Source organism: Nocardioides sp. NPDC006273 (assembly GCF_040613495.1).
GTDB lineage: Bacteria > Actinomycetota > Actinomycetes > Propionibacteriales > Nocardioidaceae > Nocardioides.
Window position 1 is genome coordinate 55,165 of record NZ_JBEXSD010000007.1, and the last position, 19,791, is coordinate 74,955.

Annotated in this window: 19 protein-coding genes; 10 read left to right on the forward strand and 9 right to left on the reverse strand. The window is 67.8% G+C overall.

What is annotated here, in order from left to right:
* The first annotated feature begins 73 nt into the window (after positions 1–73).
* Both ABZZ22_RS05030 and ABZZ22_RS05035 read left to right on the forward strand, forming a co-directional pair.
* Positions 74–520 (forward strand): hypothetical protein, encoded by a 447-nt coding sequence (locus ABZZ22_RS05030; RefSeq protein WP_354927441.1) that lies wholly within the window; start codon positions 74–76, stop codon positions 518–520.
* The gene (locus ABZZ22_RS05035; RefSeq protein ID WP_354927443.1) at positions 520–1,542 is read left to right on the forward strand and encodes a hypothetical protein; all 1,023 of its coding nucleotides are present in this window, start codon (positions 520–522) and stop codon (positions 1,540–1,542) included. The genes ABZZ22_RS05030 and ABZZ22_RS05035 overlap by 1 nt, the downstream gene beginning before the upstream one ends.
* Positions 1,543–1,569: 27 nt before the next feature.
* Here ABZZ22_RS05035 and ABZZ22_RS05040 read toward each other — a convergent pair whose 3' ends face one another.
* A complete protein-coding gene (locus ABZZ22_RS05040) occupies positions 1,570–2,322 on the reverse strand; it encodes an SDR family oxidoreductase (RefSeq protein ID WP_354927445.1) in 753 nt (250 codons plus the stop codon).
* Positions 2,323–2,423: 101 nt separating this feature from the next.
* On the opposite strand from ABZZ22_RS05040, the gene ABZZ22_RS05045 reads away from it, so the two are divergent.
* Positions 2,424–3,263, forward strand: coding sequence for a helix-turn-helix transcriptional regulator (locus tag ABZZ22_RS05045; protein WP_354927447.1), 840 nt, complete (start codon positions 2,424–2,426; stop codon positions 3,261–3,263).
* A 14-nt stretch (positions 3,264–3,277) separates the two neighbouring features.
* Here ABZZ22_RS05045 and ABZZ22_RS05050 read toward each other — a convergent pair whose 3' ends face one another.
* The 3 genes from ABZZ22_RS05050 to putP form a co-directional block, all read right to left on the reverse strand.
* Positions 3,278–3,706 carry a DUF309 domain-containing protein gene (locus tag ABZZ22_RS05050; RefSeq protein ID WP_354927449.1) on the reverse strand — a complete coding sequence of 143 codons (429 nt, stop codon included), beginning with the start codon at positions 3,704–3,706 and terminating at the stop codon, positions 3,278–3,280.
* 123 nt (positions 3,707–3,829) lie between these two features.
* Positions 3,830–4,033 (reverse strand): cold-shock protein, encoded by a 204-nt coding sequence (locus ABZZ22_RS05055; protein ID WP_045547499.1) that lies wholly within the window; start codon positions 4,031–4,033, stop codon positions 3,830–3,832.
* Between the two features lie 217 nt (positions 4,034–4,250).
* Positions 4,251–5,765: a sodium/proline symporter PutP gene (gene putP / locus ABZZ22_RS05060; RefSeq protein ID WP_354927451.1), complete on the reverse strand. Its 1,515-nt coding sequence runs from the start codon at positions 5,763–5,765 to the stop codon at positions 4,251–4,253.
* A gap of 219 nt (positions 5,766–5,984) precedes the next feature.
* On the opposite strand from putP, the gene ABZZ22_RS05065 reads away from it, so the two are divergent.
* The 7 genes from ABZZ22_RS05065 (at position 5,985) to ABZZ22_RS05095 (ending at position 12,920) form a co-directional block, all read left to right on the forward strand.
* On the forward strand, positions 5,985–7,157 hold the full coding sequence (locus ABZZ22_RS05065; protein WP_354927453.1) for a helix-turn-helix domain-containing protein: 1,173 nt from the start codon (positions 5,985–5,987) through the stop codon (positions 7,155–7,157).
* Between the two features lie 122 nt (positions 7,158–7,279).
* Positions 7,280–9,028, forward strand: a complete 1,749-nt coding sequence (gene acsA, locus ABZZ22_RS05070) for an acetate--CoA ligase (protein WP_354927455.1) — start codon at positions 7,280–7,282, stop codon at positions 9,026–9,028.
* A 53-nt stretch (positions 9,029–9,081) separates the two neighbouring features.
* Positions 9,082–10,047, forward strand: a complete 966-nt coding sequence (pdhA, locus tag ABZZ22_RS05075) for a pyruvate dehydrogenase (acetyl-transferring) E1 component subunit alpha (protein WP_354927457.1) — start codon at positions 9,082–9,084, stop codon at positions 10,045–10,047.
* The gene (locus ABZZ22_RS05080; protein ID WP_354927459.1) at positions 10,044–11,033 is read left to right on the forward strand and encodes an alpha-ketoacid dehydrogenase subunit beta; all 990 of its coding nucleotides are present in this window, start codon (positions 10,044–10,046) and stop codon (positions 11,031–11,033) included. Before pdhA ends, ABZZ22_RS05080 begins: the two co-directional genes overlap by 4 nt.
* A gap of 3 nt (positions 11,034–11,036) precedes the next feature.
* Entirely contained in the window at positions 11,037–12,335 is a 1,299-nt protein-coding gene (locus ABZZ22_RS05085; RefSeq protein WP_354927461.1) for a dihydrolipoamide acetyltransferase family protein, read from the forward strand.
* Positions 12,332–12,622, forward strand: a complete 291-nt coding sequence (locus ABZZ22_RS05090) for a phosphopantetheine-binding protein (RefSeq protein WP_354927463.1) — start codon at positions 12,332–12,334, stop codon at positions 12,620–12,622. Before ABZZ22_RS05085 ends, ABZZ22_RS05090 begins: the two co-directional genes overlap by 4 nt.
* Positions 12,623–12,689: 67 nt before the next feature.
* Entirely contained in the window at positions 12,690–12,920 is a 231-nt protein-coding gene (locus tag ABZZ22_RS05095; protein ID WP_354927465.1) for a DUF1918 domain-containing protein, read from the forward strand.
* A gap of 288 nt (positions 12,921–13,208) precedes the next feature.
* Here ABZZ22_RS05095 and ABZZ22_RS05100 read toward each other — a convergent pair whose 3' ends face one another.
* From ABZZ22_RS05100 to ABZZ22_RS05120, 5 genes are all read right to left on the reverse strand, one after another.
* The gene (locus ABZZ22_RS05100; RefSeq protein WP_354927467.1) at positions 13,209–14,105 is read right to left on the reverse strand and encodes a BTAD domain-containing putative transcriptional regulator; all 897 of its coding nucleotides are present in this window, start codon (positions 14,103–14,105) and stop codon (positions 13,209–13,211) included.
* A 124-nt stretch (positions 14,106–14,229) separates the two neighbouring features.
* Positions 14,230–16,425: a non-ribosomal peptide synthetase gene (locus ABZZ22_RS05105; protein WP_354927469.1), complete on the reverse strand. Its 2,196-nt coding sequence runs from the start codon at positions 16,423–16,425 to the stop codon at positions 14,230–14,232.
* Entirely contained in the window at positions 16,422–17,075 is a 654-nt protein-coding gene (locus ABZZ22_RS05110; RefSeq protein WP_354927471.1) for an aminodeoxychorismate/anthranilate synthase component II, read from the reverse strand. The genes ABZZ22_RS05105 and ABZZ22_RS05110 overlap by 4 nt, the downstream gene beginning before the upstream one ends.
* Positions 17,072–18,370 (reverse strand): chorismate-binding protein, encoded by a 1,299-nt coding sequence (locus ABZZ22_RS05115; protein ID WP_354927473.1) that lies wholly within the window; start codon positions 18,368–18,370, stop codon positions 17,072–17,074. The genes ABZZ22_RS05110 and ABZZ22_RS05115 overlap by 4 nt, the downstream gene beginning before the upstream one ends.
* A complete protein-coding gene (locus ABZZ22_RS05120; protein ID WP_354927475.1) occupies positions 18,367–19,686 on the reverse strand; it encodes a hypothetical protein in 1,320 nt (439 codons plus the stop codon). Before ABZZ22_RS05120 ends, ABZZ22_RS05115 begins: the two co-directional genes overlap by 4 nt.
* Positions 19,687–19,791: the final 105 nt, after the last annotated feature.

Genomic DNA, 19,791 nt, shown 5'->3' on the forward strand with positions numbered 1-19,791 from the left:
CTGCCCGCCAGGATCAAAAGACCCTCCCCCTGCCGCCGGATGCGGCACGACGATGAGTGAGGAGGAGGTCACCATGACGATCACCACAACCCGCAGGCCACGAACCCGGGCGCGCCGCTCCGGGTACGTCGTTGCCGTCCTGGTCAACCTGATCCTGGCCTGGCTCATCGCCGTGTGGCCAGGATGGGACGTCGTACCGTTCCTCACCGAGGAGACCACCGAGGTGCTGCCGTTCGTCTACGCCTCGATCACGACCGGCGTACTGGTCAATCTCGTGTACGTCGCCGACGATCGGCCGCCGGTGAAGGCCACCGGTGAGCTGGTCAACGCGCTGGTCGGATTCGTGTCCGTGACACGGATCTGGCAGATCTTTCCTTTCGACCTCGGGCAATGGGCCGGCTGGGATTGGCTCATCTACATCGCGCTGGCCCTCGGCGCTTTCGGCACCGCGATCGGTGCGATCGTCCAGGTCGTCACCCTGGTCCGCATCGCCTTGGGGCAGCAAGGCGAACGGCTGTGATGGACGGGACCGATCCCTGGACCCTCGGGCTGCTGTCCTCCCCGGAGCCGTCTGTGGCGTGGCGCGCGCACCGGCTGCTCGCCGGGATCGGTGACGACGACGCCGCCCAACAGCAGCGCCGCAGACTGGTGGCCGAGAGCGACAACGTCAGGCGGATGTTGGCCCATCGCCGCCCCGACGGCACGATCCGGAAGGGCCACGAGACCAGCGCCTACCGCAAGTGGCAGGGCCCGCACTGGACGCTGGCCGGACTCGCCGAGCTCGGCTATCCGCCTGGCGACACCACTCTGAGCCCGCTGGTCGACCAGGTCTTCGACTGGCTGCTCGCTCCCCGCCACCTCCGCCCACCCTCGACCGCGATGCTGCCGGGCCAGGACGACCGGATCAGACGCTGCGCCTCCCAGGAGGGCCTGGCCGTGTGGTACCTGCACGAGCTGGGACTGGCCGACGAGCGCACCGAGATCCTCGCCGCACGGCTGGTCGAGTGGCAGTGGCCCGACGGCGGCTGGAACTGCGACAGGAAACCCGCCGCCCACACCTCCTCGGTCCAGGAGACCCTGCTCCCGCTGCGCGGCCTGGCCCGCCACCACCGGTCCGCCTCGACCGCACATCAGGTGCGGCTGGCGGACGCCGTGGACCGGGCAGCCGAGTTCCTGCTGGAGCGTCGCCTGCTGTGGCGGCGCCGCGACGGCGCCCCCATCAGCCCCGACTGGGGAGGCGACCCTCTGCGCATCCAGTGGCCCATCCGGTTCTACGACGTCCTCATCGCCCTGACCGTGATGGTCGAGACCGGGCACATCGGCGACTCCCGCTGCGCCGACGCGCTGGCTCTGCTGGAGAGCAAACGGCTCCCTGACGGTGGCTACCCTGCCGAGATCCGCACCGCCCGCACCGTCGACGTCATCACCAGCGACGGCACCTTCGCCGACTGGGGACCCACCGGACGAACCCGACCCAACCCCTACGTCAGCATCGATGCCACCTGGGTCAGCCTGCAGTCCAGGCTGACGCCCTCGACCTGACCGGGTCTCTCCTCCTCGGGGGTATCGTCAGGCGCTCCGCTGGGCGGCAGGACGGATGACGATCTCGTTGACGTCGACCCCGGCCGGCTGGGCGATCGCATAGCTGACCGCGCCGGCGATGGCATCCGCAGGGATGCTAGCGGCCCGGTACGCCTCCATCGCGGCCGACGCAGCCGGATCGGTGATGTGCTCGGCGAGCTCGGTCTCCACCACTCCGGGCGAGATCGTGGTGACTCGGATGCTCGGATCGGACTCGAGTCGCAGGCCCTCGGTGAGCGCCCAGGCGGCGTACTTGGTGGCCGAGTAGACCGCCGAGGTGGGAACGACCTCGTGGGCACCGATGGACGCGATCGTCACCACGTGGCCGCCGCCCTGCTCCTTGAAGTGCGGGAGGGCGGCAGCGATACCGTGCAGAAGGCCCCTGACGTTGACGTCGAGCATGCGGTCCCACTCGTCGACCAGCAGCGCGTCGAGCCGCGACAGCAGCATCACGCCAGCGTTGCCGACCACGACGTCGAGGCGTCCGTGGTCCGCCACGACGGAGTCGACCAGAGCGGCCACCGCTGCCCGGTCGCTGACGTCGAGCCCACGGGCCTCGGCGCTGTGTCCGCTGTCTCGGAGCTCGGCGGCGACCGCCTCGAGACGCTCCGTACGCCGAGCGGTCAGGATCACATGATGGCCCTCGGCAGCCAGGCGGCGAGCGGTCGCCTCACCGATTCCACTGCTGGCACCGGTGACCAGGACTGTCTTGGACGACGTGAGCTTCTTGGTTTCTGTCACGCCTCAAACCTGCGGCCATCGATGTCCACCATGAAGGCCGCGCTGTGCCTGGGAGCAGCGCACCCACCCATCGGCGCCTCGTACGCCCTAGCATCGAAGCCATGGCCTCGACTCCTCTTGGTGACTATCTGCGCAGTCGGCGCGCCCGCGTGAGCCCCGACGACGTGAAGGTGCCGAGCATCGGCGTACGCCGGGTCCCTGGTCTGCGTCGGGAGGAGGTCGCGATGCTGGCCGGAATGAGCGTCGACTACTACGTCCGCCTGGAACAGGGCCGCGAACGTAACCCGTCGACCCAGGTGCTCGACGCGCTCAGCCAGGTCTTCCGCCTCGACGATGAGGCCCGGCTGCATCTTTACCGGATCGCCGGGCTGGCACCGGCATCGTCCCGCGCGATCCTCCCCGAGCGCATCGACCCCCAGCTGCTCCAGCTGCTGGAGCTGTGGCCGAGCACCCCTGCCCTCGTGCTGGGCCGGGCCTACGACGTCCTGGCCGGGAACCGTCTGGCGTACGCCCTCTTCGACGGGTTCCATCACGGCGCGAACCTGCTCGTCAAGGTGTTCCTGGACCCCACAGCGCGCACCTTCTACCCCGACTGGGAGCAGGTTGCAGCGAACACGGTGGCGGGCTTCCGCCTCCTCCACAGCGACGCCCCGCACGACCCACGCATCCGCGAGGTCCTGAGCACCCTCAGCGAGCAGAGCCCCGACTTCACGCAACTGTGGGCCCGACACGATGCGCGCGGCAAGCGCCACGAGTCCAAGCGGTTCCACCATCCTGACGTCGGCGAGGTGACGCTTCGGATGGAAGCCTTCGACGTCCGTTCCAGCCCCGGGCAGCAGCTCGTCGTGTACCACGCCGACCCCGGCTCACCCAGCGCCGAGGCGCTGCGGCTGCTGGGCACTCTGGATGCGACCAGAGCCGAGGAACAGAAGGCCCGCTGATCGCGGCACGCGGCTCAGCCGCCTTGCACCCGGCCTCGGGCACATCCGATGACTTCCCCGAGGTCGACACCGTAGGTCGGCCCGGCGGTCTGTTCGTACGCTTCGAGCCGACCCGCTGCCCGATCGATCAGGCGCGCGGCACCGACGGCGTTGCCGCGCTCGTGGTGGGTCAGCCCCACGCACAGCTGAGCCAGCCCCTGCCACAGCTCGCGCTCGTCCTCAGGGCACGACTTCCACCGGACCTCGAGGGCCTCGTGGGCCGCGAAGGGGCGACCGTCGTCGAGCAGACTGCGGGCGTACGCCAAGGTCTCGTCGGGAGGTAACGGCTCCTCGGAGATCGGCTCGACGCCGACCTCGCCGTACGGCAGCGGACGTCCGAGCGCGTCGCGCGGTCGAGCCTGCTGCGCACGCCCTTGATCGTTCCGATCGCGATCGCTCACCATGTCAGCCTCCTCGGCTCCCACCATACGGACCCGCGTCACCTCGATGGCGTCGACCGGGGAGCCGCGGTTCAAAATGCACGAAGGGCCCCGACTGCAGAAGCAGTCGGGGCCCTTCGAGTTAAATCAGGAGACGCGGACGTTCTCAGCCTGCGGGCCCTTGGGGCCGGCGGTGACGTCGAACTCGACCTTCTGGTTCTCGTCGAGCGACTTGTAACCGTTGGTCTGGATAGCGGAGAAGTGAACGAACACGTCCTCGCCGCCACCGTCCTGCGCGATGAAGCCGAAGCCCTTGTCAGCGTTGAACCACTTGACAGTTCCCTGAGCCATGATCTTGTTCCTTTGTTCGGTGCCGGGACACTGTGCCCCGAGCTGCTGAAGACATCCACACCTGAGCTGATGTCCAGCGAACCGAAAACCAGAAGTAAAAGATACAAGCCGCGACTTGGTGTGCGGCCAGGACGGCTTTTATGCCCGTCCCTTCAACAAGACCAACTGTAGCGCATCTGCCCCAGGTTCGGGGTTTCGACGTTCTTCGGCGCGGCGATCAGGACTGCGCGGCCTCCCTGCTCGGCCCTTCGACACCGGCATCGAGCAACCGGACGGTCTCGTCGAACTCGGCCTCGATGGCCGGGTTCGCCCTGTACGTCAGCAGGCTGACGACCACCGCGACGATCGAGTTGAGGACGAAGCCCGGCACGATCTCGTACATCTGCGAGCTGAGCGCGTCGATGTTGCCCCACACGACGACCGTCACCGCGCCGACCACCAGACCGGCCAGAGCGCCGGCCGCGGTGAGCTTCCGCCACCACAGCGACAGCAGGATGATCGGGCCGAAGGAGGCGCCGAAGCCCGCCCAGGCGTAGGCGACCAGATCGAGCACGGTCCCGCTCTTCGGCCAGGCCAGCACGGCCGCCACGATCGCGATCGCAAGCACGGCGAGCCGGCCGAACATGACCAGCTGGCGGTCGGACGCGTCGCTCTTGAAGACCGCCTTGTAGAGGTCCTCCACCAGGGCCGAGGAGGTCACCAGGAGCTGCGAGGAGATCGTGCTCATGATCGCCGCGAGCACCGCGGCGAGCATGACGCCCGCGACGAGCGGGTGGAAGAGGACCTGGCCCAGGGCGATGAAGACCGCCTCCGGGTCCGTGAGCGTCGCGTCGGGGTTCTGCTGGTAGTAGGCGATGCCCACCAGGGCGGTGCCGACCGCGCCGAAGAGGCTCAGCAGCATCCAGCCGATGCCGATCCGCCTCGCAGCGGCGGCCTCTCCGGCCGTACGCAGGGCCATGAACCGGACGATGATGTGCGGCTGACCGAAGTAGCCCAGACCCCACGCCAGAGCGGAGACGACACCGAGGAAGGTCGCCCCTTCGACCATGCTCAGCCGCGCCGGGTCGACGGCACGGATGCTGTCCAGGGTCTCGGACGGCCCACCGGTCACGAAGACACCGACCACAGGCACCAGGATCAGGGCGAGCAGCATGATCGTGCCCTGCACGAAGTCGGTGTAGGAGACCGCGAGGAAGCCACCGAAGAGCGTGTACGCCACCACGACCGCGGCGACCACCAGCAGGCCGGTGTGGAAGTCGGTGTCGAAGGAGCTCTCGAAGAAGACGCCGCCGGCGACCAGGCCCGAGGAGACGTAGAAGGTGAAGAAGACCAGGATCACCAGACCGGAGGCGATCCGGAGCAGTCGCGAGCTGTCCTTGAGCCGGCTCTCCAAGAAGCTGGGCACGGTGATGGAGTCGCCCGAGACCTCCGTGTACGTCCGCAGCCGCGGCGCCACGATCTTCCAGTTGAGCCAGGCGCCGACGGTCAGGCCGACAGCGATCCAGCCCTCCATCAGCCCGGACGCGTAGATCGCGCCGGGAAGGCCCATGAGCAGCCAGCCGGACATGTCTGATGCACCCGCACTCAGCGCACTCACCATCGGGCCGAGTCCACGGCCGCCCAGCATGTAGTCGTCGAGGTTCGAGGTGCGCCGGTACGCCCAGGCGCCGATGCCGAGCATGGCGACCAGGTAGGCCAGCAGCGCCAGCACTTGGAAGGTCAGGTCTGACATCAAGGACTCCTTGATCGGGGGATTCCGGAGAACCTAAACCGTGAGCCACCTCACCAGCGACGGACACCTGTCATAAACCTGAGGTCCACTCTCTGTACAGATGTCTAAGACACGGGCCTCCCAGTCTCCATACGTGTTGCCGCCGGGGACGCGCGCTCGACAAACGTTATGCAGTTCGCTTGAATCAATAGACATTTGCTCAACGCCCCTGGAGGGCACGTGCGCCCCGAACTGCTAGACGTCATCGACGACATATCCCGGCTGTTGGACCACCCGGTCACGCTGGAAGACCGCGACTTCAACCTGGTCGCGTTCAACTCCCACGAGTCGCAGATCGACGACGTACGCCAACGCTCGATCCTCGAACGCAAGTCCACCACCGAGGTTCGCCGGTGGTTCGAGGGGTTCGGGATCGCTACCGCGACCTCCCCGGTCCGCACCCCCTCCTCCCCCGAGCTCGGTGTCCTGGGACGCCTCTGCCTGCCGGTGCGCTGGAACGACGTCACCTACGGCTACCTGTGGGCGATCGACGAGAGCCGGGAGATCGACGATGCCGCGCTGCCCGCGGCGATGGTGATCGCCGAACGGGCCGGCGCCTTGATGGCGCAGCAGGCGCGCACCCGCGAGGACCTCGGGTTCCGGCTCCGCGACCTGCTCTCCAGCGACGTGGACACGGCCGAGCAGGCGGCCGACGAGATCGCCGCCCGACGCATCATCGGCCGCGGTGTCCCGGTCACCGCCATCGAGCTGCGTCTGGTCCGCCAGACAGCCGCCCCGGTGCCGATGAACCTGTGGACACTGCCCCGCTCGGTGATCGCCTGGACCGGCGCGAACCACACCACCTTGCTGATGCCGCTGCCCGGCCACGATCTCACGCCCGCCTACGACCTGGCCCAGCGCGCCCGCGAGCTCTATCTGGAGCGCCTCGACCCCGATGCCGAGACCGACCTGGTGGCCGGCATCGGGGCACCACGTGATGACCTGGCACAGTTTCGCGACAGCTGGCGGCAGGCACGTCTCGCCGCTCGCGTGCTCGAGTCCGTACCCGAGCGTCGGCCCGCGGCCGCTTGGCCCGATCTCGGCATCTACCGCCTCCTGGGCTGCGGCCCCGACAGTGTCCTCGCCGACGCGGTGCTGGATGCCCCCGTGCGGCGACTGCTGGAGCAGGGCGACGCCGAGCTGCGCCGCACCGCCCTGACGTATCTGCAACATGGCAACAACGTGCAGAAGACCGCTGCCGCCCTCAACGTCCACCGCCAGACCGTGTATTACCGGCTGGAACGCATCGCCTCGATCTCGGGACTGGATCTGACCCGAGGCGAAGACCTGCTGCGGCTTCACCTCGCCCTGACCCTGGCGCCGGTACTGCACCCCCGAGCCCAGACAATCTGACCAGTTCGACGCACCGCCTGGAGGGTGACCAAAGCCCCTCGCTGATCCCACTTTGGGCCCTGCCGGCCCGACGCCTCGACACGCGACAGTCGTACAGACAACGCAGCGCGAGGGGGAATGGCATGCAGGCAGTCATCGACGGAGAGATCCGGGCCTTCACCGACTACGAACATGCCTGCCGCGACTTCACCTGGGAGTCGGTGCGTGCAGGACTCCCGGACGTACCCGGCGGCCACGGGCTGAACATCGCCCACGTCGCCGTCGATCGGCACCTGACCGAGGGGCGCGGCGACGTGGTGGCGATCAGGTGCGTGGCCGAGGACGGCACGTTCGAGGACCTGACCTATGCCGAGCTGGCGGGACGTACCAGCCGCTTCGCCAACCTCCTGGCCGATCTCGGCGTGGAGAAAGGTGATCGGGTGATGAGCCTGCTCGGCCGGCAGCCCGAGCAGTACGTCGTCGCGCTCGGAACGCTCAAGCACACCGCGGTCTTCGCGCCGTTGTTCTCCTCGTTCGGGCCCGAGCCGATCCGCGACCGGGCGTCGCTCAGTGGTGCCCGGGTGCTGGTCACCACGCCGCAGCTCTACCGGCGCAAGGTGGCACCGATCCGCGCCGACCTGCCGCGACTCGAACATGTGCTGGTGGTCGGCGACACCGCCGTCGAGGGAACGATCGCGCTCGACCCGGCGCTGGCCGCCGCATCGCCGGACTACTCGATCCCCCGGACCGATCCCGAGGACATGGCCCTCCTCCACTTCACCAGCGGCACGACCGGCAAACCCAAGGGAGCCGTGCACGTCCACGAGGCCGTGGTTGCACACCACGCCACCTCCTCCTTCGCGCTGGACCTGCACGAGGGCGATGTCTTCTGGTGTACGGCCGACCCAGGCTGGGTGACCGGCACGTCGTACGGCATCATCGCGCCGCTCACCCATGGCGCCACCCTGATCAGCTATGCCGGTGAGTTCGACGCCGGCGCCTGGTACCGGTTGCTCGAGCAGCAACGGGTCAATGTCTGGTACACGGCGCCCACCGCGCTGCGCATGCTCGTCAAGTACGGCACCGAGCTTCCTCGGCAGCACGACCTCTCCGCGCTGCGGCACATCGCGAGCGTCGGTGAGGCGCTCAACCCCGAGGTGGTGCTCTGGGGCCGCGAGGCCTACTCCCTCACGGTGCACGACAACTGGTGGCAGACCGAGACCGGCGCGATCATGATCAGCAACTACCCGGGCACGGAGGTACGTCCCGGCTCGATGGGCCGGCCGATGCCGGGCATTCGGGCTGCGGTGCTGACCCGCGGGGACGATGGCCGGGCCGCGATCGTCGACGGATCCGCCCAAGAGGCAGGCACCGACGAGGTCGGCGAGATCGCCCTGCGGACGGGGTGGCCCTCGATGTTCCGTGGCTATCTGAACGACCAGCAGCGCTACGAGTCGTGCTTCGCAGGCGGCTGGTACCTCACCGGCGACCTGGCCCGGGTCGACGCCGACGGCTACTTCTGGTTCGTCGGCCGGGCCGACGACGTGATCAAGTCCGCAGGACATCTGATCGGGCCGTTCGAGGTCGAGACCGCACTGATGGAGCACCCCGCCGTGCTCGAGTCCGGGGTCATCGGCAAGACGGACCCGGTGGCGGGTGAGGTCGTCAAGGCATTCGTCACGCTCAAGCCCGACTTCGAGCCATCCGATGATCTCGCCCTGGAGCTGCTCGCCTTCGGGCGTCGGCGTCTCGGCGGCCTCGCACCGAGGGAGATCGCGTTCGACCAGCACCTCCCGCACACCAGCAGCGGCAAGGTCATGCGCCGGCTGCTGAAGGCGCGCGAGCTCGGCCTGCCCGAGGGCGATCTGTCCACCCTGGAGCGGCCGTCATGACCACCCTGCGCCGCTCCCCACAGACACGCTCTCCGCAGGAAAAGGACACCGCCGTGGCCAAGCACAGGGCCGAGCTGCTCCGCACGATGCTGACCATCCGCCGCTTCGAGGAGCGGTGCGCCGAGCTGTACAGCTCCACCAAGATCCGCGGGTTCCTGCATCTGTACGTCGGTGAGGAGGCGATCGCCACCGGTGTCGTCTCCACGTTGGCTTCGGACGACGCGATCGTGTCGACGTACCGGGAGCACGGCCATGCGCTGGCCCGCGGCGTCCCGATGGATGCGGTCATGGCGGAGCTGTTCGGCAGGCAGACCGGCTGCAGCCGCGGCCGCGGCGGATCGATGCATCTGTTCCACAGGCCCAGCGCGTTCGTCGGCGGCAACGCGATCGTCGGCGGGGGCATCCCGTTGGCGGTCGGCCTGGCCCTGGCCGACAAGCTGCAGGGCCGCGACCGGGTGACCGTGTGCTTCTTCGGTGAAGGCGCCGCGGCGGAGGGCGAGTTCCACGAGTCGCTCAACCTGGCCAGCCTGTGGCAGCTCCCGGTGCTCTTCTGCTGCGAGAACAACCGGTACGCGATGGGCACCGCGCTCGCCAAGGAACACGGCCGGGCCGACCTCGCGCTGCGCGCCTCGTCCTACGGCATCGTCGCCGCACCCGTCGACGGCATGGACGTACTCGCCGTCGAGCGCGCGACCCGCCTGGCGGTCGACGGGATCCGGACCGGGGGTGGGCCGCACTTCCTCGAGCTGGAGACCTACCGGTTCCGGGCGCATTCCATGTACGACCCGGACCGCTACCGGGACAAGGCGGAGATCGAGGCCTGGAAGAAACGCGACCCGATCGACGCGCTTCAGAAGGTGATGCGAGCCGACGGCCAGCTCACCGACCAGGCGCTGGGCGAGATGGAGGCCGAGATCGCCGCCGAGATCGACCTGGCCGTCGCAACCGCAGAGGAGGGCCCACTGGAGCCGGTCGACGGCCTGACCCGATTCGTGACCTCGGACAAGGAAGCGTCATGACCACGACGACCGCGCTGGAGACCACCTACCGCGACATGCTCCGGGAGGCGCTGCGCGAGGCGCTCCGCGAGGACGACCGGGTGTTCCTGCTGGGCGAGGATGTCGGTGACTACGGCGGCTGCTTCGCGGTGAGTCTCGGCCTGATCGAGGAGTTCGGTCCCGAGCGGATCCGGGACACCCCGCTCTCCGAGTCGGCCTTCGTGGGCGCCGGCATCGGGGCGGCGATCGGCGGGATGCGACCGATCGTCGAGGTGATGACCGTCAACTTCAGTCTGCTCGCGCTCGACCAGATCATGAACACGGCCGCATCGATCCTCTACATGTCCGGCGGCCAGTACAACGTACCGCTGGTGATCCGGATGACCACCGGCGCCGGACGACAGCTCGCCGCCCAGCACTCGCACAGCCTCGAAGGCTGGTACGCCCACATCCCGGGCCTTCGGGTGCTCGCACCGGCCACGCTCGAGGACGCCCGCGGCATGCTCGCCCCCGCCCTCGCCGACCCCGACCCCGTGCTGATCTTCGAGCACGGCTCGTTGTACGCGTTGAAGGGAACAGTCGCCGCGGATGCCGGCCCCGTCGACATCGACCACGCCGTCATCCGTCGACCAGGCACCGACCTGTCGCTGATCGCCTACGGCGGCACCCTGCACAAGGCTCTCGAGGCCGCCGACATCTTGGCCGAGGACCAGATCTCCGCCGAGGTCATAGACCTGCGCACCTTGCGCCCGCTCGACGACGCGACGATCATCGATTCGGTACGCCGCACCCATAGCGCGGTCATCGTGGACGAAGGCTGGCGCAGCGGCAGCCTCTCCGCCGAGATCACGGCCCGGATCATGGAGCAGGCCTTCTACGACCTCGACGCCCCGGTGCAACGGGTCTGCACCGCCGAGGTGCCGCTCCCCTACGCCAAACATCTGGAAGACGCCGCCCTCCCGCAGACCGAGGACATCGTCGCCGCCGCCCGCAAGGTTCTGAGGTGAACCATGGCTGACTTCACGATGCCTTCGCTCGGAGCCGATATGGACGAGGGCACACTCCAGGAGTGGCTGGTCAAGCCCGGCGACACCGTCCACAAGGGCGACGTAGTCGCCGTGGTCGACACGTCCAAGGCGAACATCGAGGTGGAGTCCTTCGTCGAAGGCGTCGTCCAGCAGCTGCTGGTCGAGCCGGGAACGACGGTCCCCGTCGGGCAGGTCCTCGCGGTTCTCGGAGACGACATCTCCGCAGCGCCATCTCCCGAGACATCCATCACGACGCCGGCCGAAACCGAAGCGCCACCTGTCGCACCACCTGTCGCACCACCTGCCGCACCAGCGACCGCCGAGGTCGACGCCACCGACGCTGCCGCCGAGCGACCTCAGTCGGTCCGCGTCACGCCGTTGGCACGGCGCCTCGCCGCGGAGCTGGGCGTCGACCTCCGCACCGTGACGACGGCGGACGGCGCGCCGATCCGCGCCAAGGACGTACGCGCCGCGGCAGCACCCTCACCCGCAGCGCCCTCCCCGGCTCCGGCGGCGCCTGTTCACGAGGAGCCGGTCCACGAGGAGCCGGTCCACGAGGAGCCGGTCCACGAGGAGCCGGTCCACGAGGAGCCCAGCCCGGCGCAGCAGCCGTCCAAGGCAGAGGCGACGCGCACGGTGATCGCCCACCTGATGAGCCGCTCGAAACAGGAGATTCCCCACTACTACCTCTCGACCACGGTCGATCTCGCGCGCTCGCTGGACTGGCTGCACGAGCGCAACCGTGCCCTCGACGTCAGCCAGCGGTTGGTGCCGGCGGCGCTGATGTTGAAGGCGACCGCCCTCGCCGCGCAGGCGACGCCGACGATGAACGGGTTCTGGGTCGACGGCGGCTTCAGACCCGGAGGGCCGGTTCACCTGGGCATCGCGATCTCGCTCCGAGGCGGTGCACTGATCGCCCCCGCGCTTCACAACGCGGCCGACCTGCCCATCGAGGATCTGATGGCGGGCATGCGCGACCTCGTGGCTCGCGCCCGCACGGGCCGCCTGCGCGGCAGCGAGCTCAGCGACTCGACCATCACCGTCACCAACCTCGGCGAACAGGGCGTGGAGACGGTGTACGGGGTCATCTACCCGCCGCAGGTGGCGGTGGTCGGCTTCGGCCGCGTCGTGGATCGGCCGTGGGCGGTCGACGGGCTGATCGGCGTACGTCCGGTCACGACCCTCACCCTCGCGGGCGACCATCGCGCCACCGATGGCTTCACCGGCGCCCGCTTCCTCGCCGACATCGAGCAACGGCTACAACACCCGGAGGAGCTATGACCCACGACGCCATCACGATCTCTCCCGACGCCGCCCGGGCCGCGATCGCCGCGGCGATCAGACGGATCGTCCCCGATGCCGACCTCGACACCCTGGCTGACGACGCGCCGATCCGTGCCGAGCTGGAGCTCGACTCGCTCGACTTCCTCTCCTTCGTCGAGCTCCTCAGCGGCGCGACCGGTATCCGGATCGACGAGTCCGACTACCCCGAGCTCGCGACGATGACACGCGCCATCGCGTTCCTGACTGTCCGTGGAGCCAACGGCAACGCCAACAAAGAGGAGTAGCCGCCCCGCAGACATCCTCGCGACCAGCATGGAAACCACGCAAGCATCCACCGAAGGAGAGAGCCTCATGCATGCATTGCCGGGTGACCGGATCGTGATCCGGTCCCACCACATCGGGGAGCCGATCAGGGACGCGGAGGTGCTCGAGGTCGAGCACGAGGACGGCAGTCCGCCATATCGAGTGCGCTGGTCTGACACCGGCCACGAGGCCCTGTTCTTCCCAGGGCCGGACGCGTTCGTCGACAACGAGCATCGCAAGAGCAACATCGACGACCGCAACGCCCGGGACGACGTCTAGCCACGCAGCGTCCCTCCGGGTGAGGACTTGTGGGCGTAGGTGCGAAGGCCGTCCTCGGACGCCGGCGTACCCGGACTGACGCGAGTCGCCGACCGCAGAGAACGACCCCGACATCGGTGGACACACAACGCACGCGCCGGGTCCAGAAATGGGGTCACCCAGGACCTGTTACGCCAGGTCCTGGGTGACTTCGAGGTGGTGCGTGACACCGGGTTCGAACCGTCCGGTGCCGGCGGTGGCGCGCGCTCGTCGGCCTTCTCGCAACAGGCGATGTCACCAGTCCGCCGGTCAACCCGCCAACGGCTCTCCCGCCGACCCCCGACGGCGCTGGGTGAGGCGTTCACCCAGTCGAAACTGTCGGTCCCAGTTGGGGCTGTACTCAACCCCGCACAGAGCCAGGACTCGCACCAAGGACTCGCGTGTCTCGTCGCTCGGTTCCACCCCTAAGCCGTTGCGCAAGCGGTCCTCGCACTCGCTGTACCAGCGCAACGCCATTCCCAGCTCGCTGCAGTTGCCATGCATCTCCATCATGAGGCGGTACATCTCCTCGTTGTACGGATCCAACGAGACGACCCGCTTGCACAGGTCGATGGCTGCCAGCTCCCTGCCCTCGGCCACCGCGATCACGATCAGGCCGTTGAGGACCTTGACGTACAGCGATTCAGCCCACATGCGCTCCTCCCGGGCCCACTCAGACTCATCATCGGGCAGGAACGGCCCATGATAAAGAGCTGCGGCCTCGGCATAGGTGGCCTTGGCCAGCCCCACGTCCCCGGCTTCAGCAGCTGCCGCCGCGGACTGTGCGAGCGTCGAGAAGTCTGTGATGTCGACACAGACATCGTCAGTGACCAGCTCATACCCGAAGTCCACGTATCGCACCTCAGCCACCGGGACGCCCGCCTGCTTCTCGCACTCCCGGAGCACCCTGCGCAGCGCGTGAACGGCGACCTTCAACGATGCGTTGCCGCCCCCACTGCTTCCCTCCGGCCACAGGACATCAACCAGCTGACTCTTCGGGATCACTCGCCCTCGTCGCATCGCGAGGTACTGAAAGAGCTTTCGTGTCTTCCCCGCCCGCAAGCCTGCTGCAGGCACCCCTTGCACGCGCACCTCAGAAGTGCCCAGCATCTTGACTTCCAAACTTCGACCTGTCATCTGCTCCCCTGAGACGTCCGGCTCGATCATGGCCCCGAGAACGCCACTGGCGAAAGTGTTGCGACTTTGGTTACATACTTCCACCCTGCACTACGCCGGGGCATCGCGGAACTGTTTTACGGAAGAACGTTTGGCTCTCTTGGTTGAGACTTCGTCACAGCGCCGCGGCCAGGCCGCGCGGCGTCGGCTGGTCGACCAACATCACGAAGTCCATCTCGACACCGAACTCGGACTCGGCACGCTCGATCAACATCGCCGCCTGCAGGGACCCACCACCGAGCTCGAAGAAATCGTCGTCGGCACCGACCGCCGCCAAGGCCAAGACGTCGGCGAAGAGCGCGCAGAACTGCTCTTCCCGCTCCCCCTCCGGTGCCGAGAACTGTGCGCTGAGGTCGGGGCGATCAAGCGGCTGCTGGCTCAACGTCAAGCGGTCGATCTTTCCGTTCCGGCCGGTCGGCAACGGTCCAGTGACGTACCTGCGAGGCACAGACGGCGATGGTAACCGCGTTTCCAGGTAGGTCCGTACAGCGTCGACGTCGATCTCGCTGTCACCGTCGATGTAGGCGACCAGCACCCGTGGCCCGTTGCCCGGCTCATGAGCAACGACCGCGGCCGCTGCAATCACGTCCAGCGACAAGAGCTCGTGCTCGATCTCCGCCGGCAGGACCCTGACGCCGTCGATCTTGACCTCGTCGTCGATACGGCCGACGACCTCCACCACACCGTCGGCACCGAATCGGGCCAGGTCTCCGCTGCGGTACAGCACAGGGAAAGGGTCCGAGTCGATCGGGTTCGCGACGAACTTCGTCGCCGCCTTGGCCTCGTCGTTCAGGTAGCCCTTGGACAGGCTCCTGCCTGATATGCACAGCTCGCCGATCACTCGGCGGGGTACCGGGTTCAGCTCGGAGTCCAGCACGTATATGTTCACGTTCCGCACGGGCCGCCCGATGGGCACCGCGGACAGCCGTTCGCGTGGGACATCGCGCACCAGCCGGGTCGCGTCGCACAACGACACGACGTTGGCCTCGGTGGACCCGTACACGTTGAGCACCTGATAAGGGCTGCGGATCGTGGGCCACACGCCCAGGCGTTCACCCGCCACTCGCAGCGAGCGGAAGGATTCCGATACTCCTGAGTCGAGCTTGATCATCTGCTCAGCGAGGGCCGTCGGCATCTGGGCGTGGGAGACGCCGTGCTCTTCGATCCACGTCCACGCCGTACGTGGATCGCTGCCCAAGCCGTCGGGGGCGACGACCACCGTCGCTCCCGTCCACAGGCTGGGGAACAGGTCCACCTGGACCAGCCCGACCCCAGGAGGGCAGAACCACGACGCCCGTGAGTCCGAACCCAGTCCCGACGCCGCTGCGATCGCGACCGCGGTGTTGGCCATCGGCCCGTGCCTCAGCTCCACCGCCTTCGGCGTCCCCGTCGAACCGGACGTGAACGCGATGTGGCTGGTGGCATCGGGGTCCAAGGGGGGCGAAACCTTCTGCTCGACGTGCAGATCGATCGTCGAGTCGTCGATATCCATGTCTACTTCGATGAATCGCAAGCCGGCCGCAGCGACGCTGCGTCGCACGGAGTCAGTGCTGCAGTCTCCCACCACAACAACGGTCCGCGACTGGCGTAGCTGCGCCTCCACCCGCGCCGGCGGGAGGGAAGGGTCGATCAACACCACGGGGCAATCGGCCAAGAACGCGGCCAGCTGGGCCACCGCACTCTTCGTACCCCTCCCCAGCGCCACCGCCACCGGCTCGCGCGGCTGTGCGTGTCCGGCGATGAGCCGCGCGTTCGCCACCGCCAACCTCGCCAGCTCGTCATAGCTGGTCGAACGCCCGCCCTCCTCGATGGCGCACTTCGACGGGCTCTCCAGTGCATGTCGCAGCACCGCCCTCCACACCCCGAACGTGGGCCCCGGTTCAACCGGCCCCGTCCCGACCGCCAGCTCGTCCCGGGCCACGGAACCGGCCCGCTCTGCGGCCCCAGCCTCTCCCAGCAGCTGAGCCACCAAGGCCGCGAAGCCGCGCACCTCCTCCGTTCCAGCCATCGGACCGCGCCCCACGAACTTGACCAGGTCCGCGGTCCGCTCCACCGACATCGTCGCGGCCGGCGATCGGACCACCCCGTCCGTGATCAGCTCGACATCCACCTGAACGCCGGAGACGGCACTCCTCGGCTGCTCGCGATATCCGTCGTCGCGAACGCAGGTCCACGCCCCCTCGGCATCGTCTATCTCGACCACGCCATCAGGCCGATAGCGGGTAGCGACTCTGGTGAGGAGCTCGCGCGCACCGCGGGGGCTGATCGCGTCCCATACAGGGGTGCGGAGAGTCGTCTGGTGAGTGTTCACGTTCGCACGTCCGTTTCCGTGACTCGAAGTGTCGGAAAAATGCTGCTGAAGCCGGGACCGGTCGACGCGGACACGGAGTCGAGGAAGTTGCTCACGATCCGGTGACCGTCCCGGCTGCCATGGCTCTCGGGATGGAACTGGACACCAACCGCCAGCGCGCCGACCTCGATGCCCATCACCACGCCGTCGTCGACGGCGTTGGCCACCACTCGAAGGCTCGGGCCGGCGGTTGCGGGATCAACCGCCAACGAGTGATAACGGGCGACCTTGGCCTCGGCAGGCACCCCGGCGAAGACCCCCGCACCCTCATGAACCACACCGGACACGCAGCCATGCCGAGGACGGTCGAGCTGTTCGATGGAGGCGCCGGCCAACAGACCCAGGACCTGGTGTCCCAGGCACACTCCCAAGACAGGCTTGGATCTCATCGTCGCCAACGCCACCGGCACATGGCACGACTGCGCTGGGTGCCCGGGTCCAGGTCCAAGGACCACGGCATCCGTGTGCGGGTCTGTGGCCGCTCGCAGAGCCGACTCGACACCTACCTTGTCCGGCCGGACCATCACCACCTCCGCGCCGGGTCGCCGAGCGACGTAGTCGGCAAGCACGTGCACGAAACTGTCTCTGGCGTCGACCACGAGGACCCTCATGAGCACGTCCTGACCGCTTGCCGGGGGCCGGAGAGCTTGGTCTGCACTTCCTCCCACTCCTTCGCCAAGGACGAGTCCCACAGCACACCGCCGGCAGCTCTGATCCGGCAACCCTGTGGCAGCACCTCCACCATGCGGATACAGATGGCCGAGTCGAATCGACCGTCGGAGTAGGCGCAACCGACCACGCCGGCGTAGGCACCGCGGGCCTCGGGTTCCAGGTCAGAGATGATCTCCATCGCCCGGAGCCGCGGAGCGCCCGTCATCGTCCCGGCGGGGAAGACCCTCCGCAGGGTTTCGAATGGGCCACGGCTGCGGTCCAGTCGCCCTGCCACGTGCGAGGCGAGATGAAATACGTTCCCGAACGCCTCCACCTCGAACTCGCTGCGCACCTCGACAGACCCGTCGACACAGGTGTTCGCGATGTCGTCGCGACACAGATCGAGCAGCATCAAGTGCTCCCCGAGCTCCTTGGCATCCTCCTTGAAGAGCGCCAACGTCGCCGAGTCCAGCTCCTCCACACCGGAGCGGCGCACCGTGCCGGCCAGCGGGTGAAGGTGCAGCTCCACCCCGTCGGACTTGGCGAAACACTCCGGACTCGCGCCCACCAACGTCCGTCCGTCGCTCAAGGGCCACATGAATGCGTAAGGAACCTGCGAACGGCTCGTGAGCTCGTCGAACAAGGCCCGAGGACAGATCGAACCCTGATGACCGACGCTGTGACTCAACACGACCTGGTAGGCCTCGCCTTGGGCGATGTGGTCGGTCACCGCTTCGAAGGCGGCCCGGTAGGCATCGGCGGGTTCAACGACTCCCTCGGGCACCGCAACAAGACTCACCGGCGTAACGGACGGAGCTTGCGGCCGCTCGGGACCCCCGCCGTCCATGCTGACCTCGTGGACTGCTTCGGGAAGCACCAGCTCCGCGAGCAAGGTGTCCTCTGTGACCCCCGGAGGGTAGGGGATCGAGTCATCGGCATGCGTGGCCTCGAACGCGAGGTGAAACAACACCGGGGTCTGCGTCGCGACCTCCCGGATGCCGGGGACCTCCAGCACCGCGTCGAACAGCACCCACGGCTGAGTCGTGAACCGTTCGCCCAGGGACCACCAGTCCCGGGTCAGCAGATGTTCGGGATCGAACACCTCGAATCTGTCCACGAACACAGACACCCGAAGCCTCACCCCACGAGCAAGCAGGGTGGGCGTGCTCGACGTCTGGTCGTGCAGCAACCACGTGTCACGCAACTTCTCGCCCTCGAGCCGGGACCACACGACCCGCTCGCCTGGACGCGTCATCGCGACGACCGTGAGTCGACGAGACGAGCAGTCTTCCAGCTCGCCGTCGCGCCAGTCTTGGTACGCGGGCTCAGTGAGTCGGTGAACTCCACCGTCAACGGCATCGCCAACAGCTCACCCAGTGCCTCACCGACTCCCGGCGTACGGTTCGCAGGATCAGGAACCAACAGCCGTAGCCGGGCCGCGGGCAGCTGGCTGGAGCCGGCGATGAGGACCTGGTAGCCCAAGCACCCTTGGACGTCCTTCAACGCCAAGCGTTCCACATCGTAGGCAGAGACCCGCCGACCGTCGCCCGTCAGGACCTGGTCAGCCACTCGTCCGAGAACCGTGAGCCTCCGCCCCGGATACTCATGGCAAGGATCGGTCTCCAACGCAACCAGGTCACCGGTCCTGAACCGGATCATCGGGCGCAGCCCCGGAACCAGGGACGTCACCACCAGCTCACCCTCGTGGCCCGCGGCAGGTGACCCGTCGTGCGGGTTCACCAACTCGAAGTGGTAGTTCAGCTCGTTCAGCCGCAGTGACCCGTCCGGCCAACCCGACGCGACGCACAGCGCCTCTTGGGACCCATACATCGCTGGCGATACCCGTGCCCCGGGCCAGAATGACTCCGCATTCGACCGGAAGTCAGGCGTGGACAACTCGCCCAACACCAAGAATCGCTTGATGGCGAAGTCTTCTGCGCTCAGTCCCGCGGCCGAGACGACCTCGGCCAGCTCCAACACCATCGACGGCGCGCACACCACATGCGTCACCTGCAGCTGCCTCAGAATCCGCAATGCTTTCGACAAGCCCACGCGGGGAGAATCCGGCCACAGCTTGACCTGTGGAACCCCCAGGGTGCGAGCCACCGACCCGAACACGTCACCGAAGGCGTAGAGCTCGCTCGGGCCCATGATCGCCACCACAGCGGGGCGCCCGTCCTCGGCCAGCATCGACGTCCACGCGCGGACCAGCGTGCGATTGCTGGCCCACACCTCCAGCTCTCCGCGAGGGCACGGCGTCGGCGGTCCGGTGGTGCCGGTCGTCTCGTAGTAGACCTCTGCCTCGGCGACGGAGCCAGCCAGGATGTTCATTCCGGCCTCGACCAGATCGGCCTTCGTGGTGAACTCGCCGGACCACCGCGGGCCCATCTGCTCGGCCCTCCGGGAGTAGAACACGGACTCGCGCGCGGTCAGCGCACGGACCTGCTCCAATCGCTCAGCTCGCCAAGATTCCAGGGTGGGCGAGCGCGGGTCCCCGTCCCAGCGGTTCTCCATGCTCTCCCACGCGCGTTTGAGAAACTCACGTCCTCGGTGCTTGGTTGAAGTCGCCACGCACCCACCGTGCCGGCCCGGGGTTGCCTTGCGGTTTCCAGGCAATCACCCAGCCATACCGTCGCTTAAGCCCCGAACCACCTCAGTCCTCGAGCCGGCGGGCTG